The following is a 13,559-nucleotide window of genomic DNA, read 5'->3' as shown; positions in this document are numbered from 1 at the left end:
CTGCCACCCGGAACACGGCTCGTGTACGACACGGGCAGGCAGCGCTTTCAGCCGTCGATCTGGAAGCCCCCCGAGGCAACTTCGGTGCCATCGGAGAGCGTGTTGATCGTGAAGTCGCAGAAGGCGTTCGGTGCCGCCGCCGCGAGTTGCCGCAGACATTCCACGGCGAGTCTCCTGATCTCGACGTCGGCATGCTCGGTGGCGCGCATTGCCACGAAGTGCCGCCACGACCGATAGTTGCCGGTCACCACGATCCGGGTTTCGGTGGCGTTCGGCAGGACGGCTCTCGCGGCTTCACGGACCTGCTTGGCCCGCAGAGGTCCGGGTGGGAGGTACGCCAGCTTCTCGTCGAGCCTGTCGATGAGTTCGACGTACGCGTCGCGGCTGCGTTCTGCGGCGCGAAAGAACAAGGCTTCGAGCTCGTGGTCTCCCTCGATGGCAGGGGGGATGACAACCGGTGCATCCCCACCCGGGACGAACCGTTGAGAGAGCTGCGAGAAAGAGAAGTGTCGATGCCGGATCAGTTCGTGCGTGCACGACCGGGAGATACCGGTGATGTAGAAGGTGACCGTCGCATGTTCGAGCACCGAATCGTGGCCGACGGCGAGAAGGTGGTTGAGGTACCCGCTGTTGGTGGCAGTCCGGGGGTTCGGCTTCGACCAGCTCTGATAGCACGCGCGGCCGGCGAACTCGACGAGCGCTTCCCCGCCGTCGGCATCGGTACTCCATGGCACGTCCTCGGGCGGCAGGAACTCCGTCTTGGCGATGAGCCTGACCTTCAGTCCGATCGGCGCCATGCCCGTCTCCCTCCACGGTTCCGCACGGATAGTCAGCACGACCTTAACGTCCGGTCTTGCGAATCTCCCGCACGACATCACTCATGACAGTTGACCGACGTCATAGTTGGCGTCACACTGACGTCATGAATATCGACACCTACACCGACGCCATCGCCGATTCCGTACGGAACGCGGCAGAGCTCGGCGACGAGCAGACTCGACGCATCGCCTCTGCCCTCGCCACCGCCATTGCCGCCCCCGCCCGTCTCGCAGTCCTGAGCGCGCTGTCCGATCTGGCCTCCGAGGTGTCCGAACACCTCGGCGACCGCAGGGTCACCGTCCGCCTCGACGGAGCCGAGGCCGTCATCGAGGTCCACGACGGCCCCACACCCGAAGCCGAGGACACTCCCCCGACGTTCGAAGAGATGACCGGCGACATCAGCCGCGTCACCTTGCGACTCGTCGAGCAGATCAAGACCCGCGCAGAGGAGGCTGCGGCGCAGAGCGGGGTCTCTCTCAATTCATGGGTGGGGCAAGCCGTCCAGGGAGCGCTGCGCGAGCAGATGCGCTATCAGCGGCGTGCCGACGAATGGCGCTGGCCCACTGGCAAACCCACCACCGCACCCTCTGCGCCCGAGACCCCGTCCGAAGCACCGGTCGACACCGAGAAACCTGCGTCAGCCGATACCGGCAGCGACGACACCGCGGACGGTCCGGACAAGCCCCACACAGACTGAGCCCTGTCCACGCATCCTCGTGCGGTAGATTTCCGTCGCACGCGAAGGCACAGTCCGCGGAGTTGCGGACCCGAGGGGTGGAGTGGTCATGGCCGTCAGCAGCACCAGAAGCTTCGAGATCAAGGCGACACCGGAGCAGGTGATGGCGGGTATCGCAGCAGTCGAGCGACTCCCCGAATGGTCGTCGACGCACAAGTCCGTGACGATCGAGAGCACCCACCCCGACGGCAGGCCTCACCGCGTCCGCATGACCGTGTCGATCATCGGCATCACCGACGAGCAGGTCGTCGACTACTCGTGGAACGGCAACGAGTCGATGTCATGGACCCTTGTGGAGAGCACGCAGCAGAATGTGCAGGACGGCGCCTACACGCTCACCGCAACCGACAACGGGACCAAGGTCGACTTCAGTCTCACCATCGATCCCAAGATCCCGGTGCCCGGATTCCTCGTGCGCCGTGCGGAGAAGACCGCGATCGAGACCGCAGGCAAGGGCCTGACGAAATTCGTGGAGAAGAACTTCCGGTAGCGAGCCCGGCCGTCGCGCTCAATCCATCAGTTGAGCGGCGACGGTCGCACCGAGTTCCCAGCAGGCCTCGAGATCACTCTTGCTCGGCTTACCCGACGCGACAACGTAGTCGGTGGCCTTGACCCAGCCGAGCCCCGTCGTGATGCTGTCGACGGCGCGCTCGGCACCTTCCGTGCCCTCGTTGCCGTGAAGGTACAACCCATAAGGCCTGCCACGCGTCGAATCGAGGCACGGGTAGTAGCAGACGTCGAACGCGTGTTTGAGCGCACCGCTGATGTACCCCAGGTTGGCAGGTGTGCCGAGCAGATAACCGTCCGCTTCGAGCATGTCGATCGGCGAGACGGTGAGCGCAGGCCGCCGGACCACGGTCACACCTTCGATCTCGGGGTCGGTCGCGCCTGCCAGCACTGCTTCGAACATGGCCTGCATGAACGGCGACGGGGTGTGGTGGACCACGAGCAAGGTGCGAGAATTCTCTTCGGTCATGCCCGCAGACTACGGCGGGCCGCTACGCCTCACCGTCGCGCTCGGATTTCTCCAGGGCCACGGCGCGTTTCATCGTCTCGCGCGCCCGGCTGCGATCGCCTGCGAAATCGTACGCACGGGCGAGGCGATACGAGTTACGCCAGTTGTCGGGATCGGATTCCCACTCCGCTTTCACCGACTGGAACAGCTCGTCCGCAGCGTCGCGCTCGATCCGTCCCGAGGCCATCCGCGGAAGGCCGCTGACATCGAGGTCGAGGCCTTCTTCGTGGATGCGACGGGACAGTCGCTGGTGGTCCAACCCCGCACGCAGCGTCGCGTACACGATCCACACACCCACCAACGGGAGCAGGAACACGCCGATTCCGAATACGATCGACACCGCCTCCCCGCTCGTGATCAGTGCGATTCCGGTGTGCCCCAGTCTCACGAAATAGAACGCGAGCGCCGCGACGATGAAGGCGATCAGGAGGACCACCTTCGCCACGTCGCGACCGGCGGACGCCGACGAACTCACAGGTCGAGCAGGGGGTCGATTCCGACGGTGAGCCCCGGACGAGAACCGATCTCGCGGACGCCGAGAAGCACACCCGGAGCGAAGGACGACCGATCGATCGAGTCGTGCCGGATCGTGAGCGTCTCACCCTGTGTGCCGAGCAGCACTTCCTGGTGAGCAACCAGACCAGCCAAGCGCACCGAATGCACCCGCACGCCGTCGACGTCCGCACCGCGCGCCCCGTCCAGTTCGGTGCTGGTGGCATCCGGGCTGCGACCCACCCCGGCCGCGTCACGAGCTTCGGCGATCAACCGGGCGGTGCGGTACGCCGTACCGGACGGCGCGTCGGCCTTGTTCGGGTGGTGGAGTTCGATGACCTCGACGGAATCGAAGAAGCGTGCGGCGGCCTGCGCGAATCGCATGGACAGCACCGCGCCGATCGCGAAGTTGGGTGCGATGAGCACCCCGACGTCGGGTTTCGCGTCGAGCCATTCCCGGACCTGTTCGAGGCGTGCGTCGTCGAATCCGGTGGTGCCGACAACGGCATGAATACCGTTCTCGATCAGGAATTGCAGATTGCCCATGACAACGTCGGGATGGGTGAAGTCGACGACGACCTGGGTTCCGGACGTGACGAATGAATCGAGGTCGTCGCCCTTGTCGACCGTCGCGGCCAGTTCGAGCCCGGCTGCGGCATCCACTGCGTCGCAGATGGCCTGACCCACCTTGCCCTTCGCCCCGAGGACCCCTACCCGAAGACCTGTCTTGTCCGCCACCGATCCACGCCCTTCCCGTCGCCGCATTCTCGAAGAAAGCCTACGCAACCGGCACGATCGCCGAGTTGGCGGGATGAGTCGCGAACTCAGGCCACGACACTGCGCACGGACGCCGGGAGGTCGCGCGGTCGCCGATAGGGCCCCACGACTGCCGCCGCATAGGGACGCCGGAGCACTTCACCGGCGACCTCACGCACCTGCTCGGTGCTGACGGTGGCGATGCGCTCCAGCGTCTCGGTGATCCCCCAATGCCGCCCGTAGCTGAGTTCGCTACGCCCGATCCGATGCATCCGGGCGCCGGTGTCCTCGAGTCCGAGGACGAGTCCGCCCCGCAGCGACCCTTTCGCGCGCGCACACTCCGCGTCGCTGATGCCGTGCTCGGCAACCTCGGTGAGGACTTCACGCACCACCGAGGCGACGTCGCCGAGGTTTTCGGGCTGGCACCCGACATATGTCGAGAATGCACCCGTGTCCGCGAACGTGTCGACACCCGAGTAGACCGAGTACGCCAGCCCTCGCTTCTCCCGCACCTCCTGGAACAACCGCGAGCTCAGACCCCCTCCGACCGCAGTGTTGAGGACCGACAGCGCCCAACGTCGAGGATCGTGTCTGCCGAACGCGCGGACGCCGAGGCTCAAGTGCGCCTGCTCGTTGTCCTGATCGGTGATGCTCAAACTGGGTGCGGTGCGCAACCGCAATGTTCCTTCGCGACGCGGTGCCGCCTGAGCCGACTCATCGAGATGGCCTGCGAATGCCCTGCGGACGAGTTCGACCGTGTGTGCATGATCGACGTTGCCCGCCACCGCGACCACCATCCGCTGCGGCGTGTATCGGCGCACGTGGAACGAGTGCAACTGGTTGCGGGTCATCGATTCGATCGATTCCGGCGAACCGATGATCGGACGGCCCACGGGATGATCACCGTAGAGCGCAGTCAACAGAGCATCGCCGAGCAGATCCTCGGGGTCGTCGTCGCGGATGGCGATCTCCTCGAGCACCACCTGGCGCTCGACATCGACGTCGACGCTGCGGCACCTACCGCGCAACACCACGTCCGCGACGACATCGACGGCGATCGGCAGATCGTCGTCGAGTACGTGCGCGTAGAAGCAGGTGTGTTCCTTGCTGGTGAATGCGTTGAGCTCGCCACCGATCCCGTCGACGAGTTCGGCAATGTCGAGAGCTGTGCGCGTGGGAGTCGCCTTGAACAGCAGGTGCTCGAGAAAATGAGCAGCTCCCGCAACCGAGGGCTGCTCGTCGCGGGAGCCGACACCCACCCACACACCCACTGCTGCCGATCGCACACCGGGCACATGTTCGGTGACGACTCGCACGCCGCCTGGCAGAACAGTGCGCCGTACGCCGGTGTCCGCGACAGCCGACGGGGTGTCGAATGAAAGAGAATCGAAGGTTGTGGCCATGGGTTGTTCTACGGTCCTGCGCTGTCGGTGATTCGCCTGTGGTGAGAGCTGTGTTCAAGGCACGGAACACCACACACTACACGCGACTACCACGGTGTTGCCGTCGACAACCACTGCTGCGTTCTCGTCACCAGCCTCGACGTCGAGGCTGGGATCCGACCAGCTGGTCCTTCGACGCTTCGTCACGCCCGCGGTAGACGATGTAGGGACGGAACAGATACGCGAAAGGCGCGCTGAAAGCGTGGACGAGGCGCGTGAACGGCCAGATGGCGAACAACACCAGCGCAATCATCACGTGGATGTGGAACGAGAGCGGTGCCTCTGCCATCAGATCGCCCCGGGGCTGCAGTATCCAGATCGACCGGAACCACGGAGACACCGTCTCGCGGTAGTTGTGTGCCTCGTTGCCCTCGAACGCGCCGATCATCGTCGTGGCCAGCCCGGCGACGATCGCGGCAACCAACACCAGATACATGAGCTTGTCGTTGAGGGTGGTCGCGCTGAAGACGGGACCTCTGGTGCGCCGACGGTAGACCAGTAGGGCCACGCCGATCAGCGTCGCGACACCCGCGATGACGCCCGGAATCGCGGCGCCCCAGTGGTACATGTGCTCGCTGATACCGACGGCTTCCGTCCAGGACTCCGGGATCAGCAGTCCGATGACGTGTCCGAGGATCACCACGAGCATGCCGAAGTGGAAGAGCGGACTGCCGATCCGCAACAACCGGCTCTCATACAGCTGTGACGATCGGGTGGTCCACCCGAACTTGTCGTATCGGTATCGCCACCACGTGCCGACGACAATCATGGCGAGGGCCACGTACGGCACGATGTCCCAGAAAATCTCGCCCGCGCTCATGCCGGTCGATCTCCTTCTCGAGCTGGACTACCGTCGCGGCGCGGCGGCACTGTGAGAGTGAACGGTTGCAATCCGATCGCCTCTGCCGGGGGCCCTGTCTCTGCCAGGTGACGAGCTCGTTGCACCTCCTGATCTGTGACGGGAGGAAGCGTGGCACACACCGCGGTCAGGGTGTCGGCGTACGGCGATCCGCATTCGACGAGCGCGGTGTGCAGCACATCCAGCGGCGCTCTGTGCGCCGCGAGCAACTGCTCCCCCGTCTCCGGATTCACCGTCGCGGCGAATTCGAGCACCACAGGTAGGTGGTCGGGGGCCTCCCCGCCGGGCGGCTCGACTCCCGCGTCACGGTAGGCACGCGCGAAGGCGTGGATCTCCGCGCCTCGGTTCCGTGTGTCGCCTCCGGTCCAGTAGGTCAGATACATCGTCGACCGGCGGCGCATATCGAACGTCTCGACGTAGTGGCGTGCCACCACGAGGGGATCGGTCGCGTGAAGATACGACGCAGTACGGTCCAGGGCGTCGCGTTCAGGCCCGGTGATGTGGTCGAGCAGGGCGCCGACGGTCACGAGGCGGCCCGGCGTCCGCTCGTCCGGATAGGCGAGCAGCAACGACGCCGCCTGCCGGATCGCACGGTGCTGCAACCGAATCGCCGCCGAGTCTCGTCGCGCGGGGCGGCGCAGCAGTTTCATCGGTTCTCCTTCATTTCATCGCGGTGCTGATCCGGGAAAATGCCTGCCGGCACGCCCTTACCGTCCCAGTTGAGTAGGTTCACCCGCGACGGACGGCTCGCATTCGCGGCCATACCCTCCGTCGTCTGTCGCTGCTCGAGCGCGTGGAAGGTCTCGACGGCGACCGGCACCGGCCCCCCGCTGGACTCACCGAACGGCCCCGATTCGTACATACCCGGTCCGCCGTCGAACGATAACGAGCAGTCTGTCGCGGTCTCCTCGAGTTTGTGTCCCTCGGCTGCGTACGCGGTCGGAATGACGTAGCGCTCGTCGTACTTGGCGAGAGCAAGCAGCCGGTACATCTCGTAGATCTCTTCCTCGGTCATGCCCACCGCCTTCGGGATGTGGGGTTGGGTGTCGCGTCCGAGGTTGACGTCACGCATGTACGAGCGCATCGCCGAGAGCCGGTGCAACACACCCTCGACCACGTTGGTGTCGCCCGCTGTGAACAGCTCCGCGAGGTACCGGACCGGAATCCTGAGCGATTCGAGTGCCCCGAAGAGATTTCCGAGATCCTCACCGTCGTGGCCGTCGCGGCTGACCGCGTCGACGACCGGCGAAAGCGGTGGGATGTACCAGACCATCGGCATGGTCCGGTATTCCGGATGCAGCGGCAACGCCACCTTGTACTTGTTGATCAGCGCGTGGATCGGTGATCGCTGCGCTGCGGTGATCCACTCGTCGGAGATCCCTTCGGCCCGTGCACCGGCAACGACTTCCGGATCGTTCGGGTCGAGGATGAGCTGCCGTTGCGCCTCGTACAGATCCTTGTCGTCCGGGACCGATGCGGCTTCGAGCACCTTGTCGACGTCGTAGAGCACCAGACCGATGTATCGGAGCCGGCCGACGCAGGTCTCCGCGCACACCGTCGGCAACCCGACCTCGATCCGCGGGTAGCAGAATGTGCACTTCTCGGCCTTGCCGGTCTTGTGGTTGAAATACACCTTCTTGTAAGGGCAGCCCGAGACACACATCCGCCAGCCGCGGCAGCGGTCCTGGTCGACGAGCACGATCCCGTCTTCGCTGCGCTTGTAGATCGCACCCGACGGGCAGGACGCAACGCACGACGGGTTCAGGCAGTGCTCGCAGATTCGCGGGAGGTAGAACATGAAGGTCTCTTCGAGCTGAAGTCTGACCTCCTCGTTGACTTTCTGCAGGATCGGGTCCTGCGGCACGATCTCGGGGGAACCACCGAGGTCGTCGTCCCAGTTCGCCGACCATTCCACCTTCATCGGTTTGCCGCTGATGAGGCTGCGCGGGGGCGCCACAGGGATGTCGTTGCCCAGGGGCGCGGTGGTGAGGTTCTCGTAGTCGTAGGTCCACGGCTCGTAGTAGTCGTCGATCGACGGCATCTTCGGGTTGGAGAAGATGCGGCTGAGCTTGTGGAGGCGCCCGCCGTCGCGCAGGCGCAGTCGGCCCTTCTTGTCGCGGACCCAACCGCCCCGCCACTTCTCCTGATCCTCGTACCGGCGCGGATACCCTTGTCCCGGACGGGTTTCGACGTTGTTGAACCACACGTACTCGGTGCCCGACCGATTTGTCCACGCCTGCTTGCAGGTCACCGAACAGGTGTGGCACCCGATGCACTTGTCGAGGTTCATCACCATCGCCATTTGCGCCATGACCTTCATCAGTACGTCACCTCCTGGCTACGGCGGCGGACCACCGTCACTTCGTCGCGTTGATTCCCGGTGGGCCCGAGATAGTTGAAGGCGTACGACGTCTGCGCGTAACCGCCCGCCATGTGTGTCGGTTTGATGAGAATCCTCGTGATCGAGTTGTGGATACCGCCGCGCTTGCCGGTGGTCTCGGTCAGAGGGACGTCGATCGTGCGCTCCTGGGCGTGATAGACGTACACGACTCCTTCGGGCATACGGTGCGAGACGATCGCGCGGCACACCACCACCCCGTTGCGGTTGACGGCCTCGACCCAATCGTTGTCCCGGACCGAGATCTTCGCTGCATCGGCGGGGCTCATCCACATCGTCGGGCCGCCACGCGACAGTGACAGCATGAACAGGTTGTCCTGGTATTCGGAGTGGATCGACCACTTGGAGTGCGGGGTCAGATATCGCACCGTCAGGCCGACTCCGTCCGTCGTCCCGATGGCGGACGCCCCGAACAGTCTCGACATGTCCAGCGGCGGCCGGTAGGTCGGTAATTGCTCCCCGACCTCTTCGATCCAGTCGTGATCGAGATAGAAGTGCATGCGACCGGTGAGGGTGTGGAACGGTTTGAGTTCCTCGATGTTCACGGTGAACGGAGCGTAACGCCTGCCACCGGTCTCGCTGCCGGACCATTCGGGGCTGGTGATCACCGGAACGGGCCTGGCCTGGGTGTCTGCGTAGGTGATCCTGCGCTCTTCGCTGCCCTCGGCCAGATGAACGAGACGTCTGCCGGTACGCCTCTCGAGTTCCCTGAATCCCTCGACCGCCAGCCGGCCGTTGGAGGTCCCGGAGAGCGACAGGATCACATCGGCCATCCGTTCCGCGGTGGTGATGGCCGGGCGCCCAGCACCGGCTCCGGTGTTCATCACACCGAACTTCGCGGCGAGCTCGGCGACCTCCTCGGTCGGATGCGTGGTCACCCCCTTGGTGGTCAGCCCCAGTTTGTCCACGAGAGGGCCGAGTGTGGACCACTTGTCCGCCACAGCGGCGTAGTCACGTTCGACGACCACGAGCGGGCCCATCGTCTTTCCCGGAACCGGAACCTCACCGGTCTTGCGCCAATCGTTCTCGGTACCGGACGGGAAGGCCATCGCTCCCGGGGTGTCGTGCTGGAGCGTGCCCATCACGACATCGGTGCGAGTACCGAGGTGCGTACGCGCTTGTGCACTGAAGGCCTTCGCGATGGCGCCGAATGCTTCGTAATCCGACCGTGTTTCCCAGGGCGGGTCGATTGCCGGACTGAACGCGTGGATGTACGGGTGCATGTCGGTGCTCGACAGGTCGCCCTTCTCGTACCATGTCGCAGCGGGCAGTACGACATCCGAGAACAGCGTGGTGGACGTCATGCGGAAGTCGATCGACATCAGCATGTCGAGCTTGCCCTCGGGTACTGCGTCGGTCCACGTCACCTCCTTCGGTCGCAGGCCGTCGGTGGTGGAGTCACCCTGCAGGTTCGAGTCTGTTCCGAGCAGATGCTGCAGGAAATATTCGTTGCCCTTGCTCGAGGAGCCGAGCAGGTTCGAGCGCCACACGCTCAGGACGCGGGGCCAGTTCTTCGGGTTGTCGGGATCGGTGACCGAGAGTTTCAGATCCCCGCTCGCCAATTGCTCCGCGACGTACGCCGGAATCTCTTTGCCTGCTGCACGCGCCTCGTCCGCGACGTCGAGATTGTTCCGGTCGAACTGTGGGTAGAACGGAGTCCATCCCATCGCGACGGCGGAAGCCATCACATCCATCGTGTGCTTGTCACGGAATCGGCCGCGTCCGAGCGGACTCGCCAATGCGTCTGCGCGGTAGCCGTCGTAGCGCCACTGGTCGGTGTGCACATACCAGTACGAGGTACCCGCCATCTGCCGCGGGGGCCGACTCCAGTCGGTACCCATCGCCATCGCCGCCCACCCGGTAACAGGACGGCACTTCTCCTGACCGACGTAGTGTGCCCAGCCTCCGCCATTGCGGCCCATCGACCCGGTGAGCAACAGCAACGCGAGCACAGCGCGGTAGGTGGCGTCGCCGTGGAACCATTGGCAGATACCCGCGCCCATGATGATCATCGAGCGCCCGTTCGATTCCTCGGCGTTGCGCGCGAACTCTTTCGCGATCCGGATGGCTTGCTCTGCAGAGACTCCGGTGATCGCTTCCTGCCATGCCGGCGTGTAGAGCGAGTCGGCATCGTCGTATCCGCTGGGCCACTGCCCGGGCAGATCCAGGCCGGGCCTGTTCACGCCGTACTGCGCGAGCATGAGATCGAACACCGTGCACACGAGGTGTTCTCCGACCCTTCGCACAGGGACACCGCGTTGGATGCTCTCACCGTGCCCGTCGATCGAATCGAAGCTCGGCAGATGCACCGCGGCGGTCTCCCCCGCTGCGCCGCCGGCCGGAGCGACCGTCAACGTCGGTACGAGGCCGCCGAGATCCAGATTCCATTTACCGACGCCCTCGTCACCGTATCGGTGCCCCAGAGAGCCATTCGGCGCGACGACGGTATCGGTGGCGCCATCGAGCAGGACCGGCTTGAACGCGGCGTTCTCGACCTCGTGACCGAGGTCGGCCGCGGTGAGGTTCTTACCCGGAACGAGCGCGCCGTCGCGATCCTCGAGCTTCACCAGGAACGGCAGATCCGTGTACTGCCGCACGTAGTCGACGAAGAACGGGACCCGCTGCTGTACGTAGAACTCGTTGAGCAGCACATGGCCCATCGACATCGCGAGGGCGCCGTCCGTCCCTGCCGCACACGGCATCCACTCGTCGGCGAATTTGGTGTTGTCGGCGTAATCGGGGCTGATCGAGACGACCTTCGTACCGCGGTAGCGGACCTCCGCCATCCAGTGCGCGTCCGGTGTCCGGGTCACGGGAACATTCGAGCCCCACATCATGAGGTACGCGGCGTCCCACCAGTCGCCGGATTCGGGCACGTCCGTCTGATCACCGAACACCTGCGGAGATGCAACGGGAAGGTCGGCATACCAGTCGTAGAACGAGGTCATGACGCCGCCGAGCAATTCGATGAATCGCGAACCCGCCGCAAACGACACCATCGACATCGCCGGGATCGGCGAGAAACCGGCGATGCGGTCGGGCCCGTACTCCTTGATCGTGTGCACGTGCGCAGCCGCGATCATCTCGGTGGCCTCGTTCCACGTCACGCGCACGAGACCGCCCTTGCCGCGGGCCCGTTGGTAGCGCGCGCGCCGCTCTGGGTCGTTCTGGATGTCGGCCCACGCGAGGACCGGATCGCCGAGACGCTGTTTGGCCTCGCGATACATCTCGACGAGGACACCACGCGCGTAGGGATACCGCACCCGGGTCGGTGAGTACGTGTACCACGAGAACGCGGCACCCCGGGGACATCCTCGAGGTTCGTACTCGGGACGGTCGGGGCCGACCGACGGGTAGTCCGTCTCCTGGGTCTCCCAGGTGATGATTCCGTCTTTGACGTAGATCTTCCACGAGCATGAACCGGTGCAGTTGACTCCGTGGGTGGAACGAACCACCTTGTCGTGGCTCCAGCGATCGCGATAGAACACATCGCCTTCACGGCCACCCTGGCGGGTGACCGTACGGCCGTCATCGGAACCCGTTCCGGGAGTGAAGAATCGACCACTTCGAACCAGGAGATCCTCGAGCGGTCCGCCCGTACCGGTCTTCTCAGTGGTCACTTCGATTCCTCCTGTGGCTGTGGTGCGCCGACTGCCGCATCGGTCGTCGGTTCACGTGTTTTCAGTTTCAGTGCGGTGTAGACCAGCGCGACCAAGGCCGTCGCGACGAGCAGTAGCAGGCCGACCGTGTAGTCGTTGTCGACGGGGTCGTACGTCGCACCCATTACCAGTGGTGGGAAGTATCCGCCCAAACCACCTGCAGCAGCAACGATTCCGGTGACGCTACCGACCGACTTGGCCGGTGACCGCCGCGCAACCCACGCGAAGACGCCGCCGGTGCCGATCCCCAGGAAGATCGCCATCGTGATGAAGTCGGTGGCCGACCAGACGTCCGGCGGAGGCTTGAGGGTAGCGATGAACGCCGTGACCGCGGTACCTGCGAGTGAGGCGAGCACAACGTATTTCGGCGGAATCCGGTCGGAGAGTGCACCGCCGATGGGCCGAGCGATCACTGCGGCGACCGCGAACCCTGCCGTTCTCGTTCCCGCGTCGACAGCCGAGAAATCGTAGATCGTCTTGATGTACGTGGGCAGGTAGTTGCTGAACGCAACGAAACCGCCGAAGACGATGGCGTAGAGGAACGACATCTCCCACGTCACGCGGAGTTTGCAGGCCGCGATCAGCTTCGGAGTGACCTTGTCGGTGTTCGGGGTGAAGGTCGGTGAGTTCCTCATCACTACGACACACAGCACCGCTGTGAGTGCGAGTGCGATCGCGATGATCACGTGAGTGGTGATTGTCCCGAACCAGCCGACGAATCGCGGAGTGAAGAACGCGGACAGAGCGGTACCGACCATGCCCGCGCCGAACACACCGGTTGCGAATCCTCGGCGGGAAGCGTCGTACCAGCTGTTCGCAAACGGGATCCCGACAGCGAATATCGTGCCCGCGATGCCGAGGAAGAACCCGAATACCAGGAGCAGTGGATAAGACCCGGCTTCACCCGCGAAACCGACCGCGAGCACCGGGATGATGGAGGCGACGGTGACGAGGATGAACATGAACCGACCGCCGTACCGGTCGGTGAGTGGTCCGACGGCGATTCTGCCGAGCGATCCCACGAGAATGGGCGTCGCGACGAGCATCGACGCCTCACTACTACTGAGGGACATGTCGCCCGCATAGGTGGTGGACAGAGGGCCGATCATGTTCCAGGCCCAGAAGTTTATGGCAGATACCCAGGTGGCCAGTGCCAAGTTGAACCCGGGTCGTGCCCCGATGCCAGTCGCTGCAACCGTGTTCACCCCCTCAGGTAACCACTCCGAGGAGAACTCGCGCGCATGTTTGGGTAAACGTTACAACGGTCGCAGTTTGTGAGTTCGAACCCGAGTACGAAAGACCCTGGCTGTCGCGGATGTGGACCGCATAAGGTGCCAGTGGATCGAAAGCCCCCTGCTCACAGGGACTTTCTCCGAGGATACG

12 protein-coding genes are annotated in these 13,559 nt (G+C 64.4%); 2 read left to right on the top strand and 10 right to left on the bottom strand.

Features of this window, described 5'->3' with window-relative positions; genetic code table 11:
- Positions 1–47: 47 nt before the first annotated feature.
- Positions 48–797 (bottom strand): FAD-dependent thymidylate synthase, encoded by a 750-nt coding sequence (gene thyX / locus ACTDXD_RS22305; protein WP_440124386.1) that lies wholly within the window; start codon positions 795–797, stop codon positions 48–50.
- A 125-nt stretch (positions 798–922) separates the two neighbouring features.
- Here thyX and ACTDXD_RS22300 point away from each other — a divergent pair, with 125 nt between their 5' ends.
- Both ACTDXD_RS22300 and ACTDXD_RS22295 read left to right on the top strand, forming a co-directional pair.
- Entirely contained in the window at positions 923–1,516 is a 594-nt protein-coding gene (locus ACTDXD_RS22300) for a toxin-antitoxin system HicB family antitoxin (protein WP_440124385.1), read from the top strand.
- 88 nt (positions 1,517–1,604) lie between these two features.
- The gene (locus ACTDXD_RS22295) at positions 1,605–2,045 is read left to right on the top strand and encodes an SRPBCC family protein (RefSeq protein ID WP_440124384.1); all 441 of its coding nucleotides are present in this window, start codon (positions 1,605–1,607) and stop codon (positions 2,043–2,045) included.
- Between the two features lie 18 nt (positions 2,046–2,063).
- On the opposite strand, the gene ACTDXD_RS22290 is transcribed toward ACTDXD_RS22295, so the two are convergent.
- The 9 genes from ACTDXD_RS22290 to ACTDXD_RS22250 form a co-directional block, all read right to left on the bottom strand.
- Positions 2,064–2,531: a flavodoxin family protein gene (locus tag ACTDXD_RS22290; protein WP_440124383.1), complete on the bottom strand. Its 468-nt coding sequence runs from the start codon at positions 2,529–2,531 to the stop codon at positions 2,064–2,066.
- 22 nt (positions 2,532–2,553) lie between these two features.
- Positions 2,554–3,045 (bottom strand): hypothetical protein, encoded by a 492-nt coding sequence (locus tag ACTDXD_RS22285; protein ID WP_440124382.1) that lies wholly within the window; start codon positions 3,043–3,045, stop codon positions 2,554–2,556.
- Entirely contained in the window at positions 3,042–3,800 is a 759-nt protein-coding gene (gene dapB / locus ACTDXD_RS22280) for a 4-hydroxy-tetrahydrodipicolinate reductase (RefSeq protein ID WP_440124381.1), read from the bottom strand. The genes ACTDXD_RS22285 and dapB overlap by 4 nt, the downstream gene beginning before the upstream one ends.
- Before the next feature lie 86 nt (positions 3,801–3,886).
- A complete protein-coding gene (locus ACTDXD_RS22275) occupies positions 3,887–5,221 on the bottom strand; it encodes a M16 family metallopeptidase (RefSeq protein ID WP_440124380.1) in 1,335 nt (444 codons plus the stop codon).
- A gap of 127 nt (positions 5,222–5,348) precedes the next feature.
- On the bottom strand, positions 5,349–6,080 hold the full coding sequence (gene narI / locus ACTDXD_RS22270; protein ID WP_440124379.1) for a respiratory nitrate reductase subunit gamma: 732 nt from the start codon (positions 6,078–6,080) through the stop codon (positions 5,349–5,351).
- Complete coding sequence (gene narJ / locus ACTDXD_RS22265; protein WP_440124378.1) at positions 6,077–6,769, bottom strand: nitrate reductase molybdenum cofactor assembly chaperone; 693 nt, start codon at positions 6,767–6,769, stop codon at positions 6,077–6,079. Before narJ ends, narI begins: the two co-directional genes overlap by 4 nt.
- Positions 6,766–8,439: a nitrate reductase subunit beta gene (gene narH, locus ACTDXD_RS22260; RefSeq protein WP_440124377.1), complete on the bottom strand. Its 1,674-nt coding sequence runs from the start codon at positions 8,437–8,439 to the stop codon at positions 6,766–6,768. Before narH ends, narJ begins: the two co-directional genes overlap by 4 nt.
- Positions 8,439–12,137 (bottom strand): nitrate reductase subunit alpha, encoded by a 3,699-nt coding sequence (locus ACTDXD_RS22255; protein ID WP_440124376.1) that lies wholly within the window; start codon positions 12,135–12,137, stop codon positions 8,439–8,441. The genes narH and ACTDXD_RS22255 overlap by 1 nt, the downstream gene beginning before the upstream one ends.
- Positions 12,134–13,381, bottom strand: coding sequence for a nitrate/nitrite transporter (locus ACTDXD_RS22250; protein ID WP_440124375.1), 1,248 nt, complete (start codon positions 13,379–13,381; stop codon positions 12,134–12,136). Before ACTDXD_RS22250 ends, ACTDXD_RS22255 begins: the two co-directional genes overlap by 4 nt.
- Positions 13,382–13,559: the final 178 nt, after the last annotated feature.

Source organism: Rhodococcus sp. SJ-3 (genome assembly GCF_051918125.1).
Lineage (GTDB): Bacteria > Actinomycetota > Actinomycetes > Mycobacteriales > Mycobacteriaceae > Rhodococcus.
This window is presented reverse-complemented; position numbering and strand designations above follow the sequence as displayed.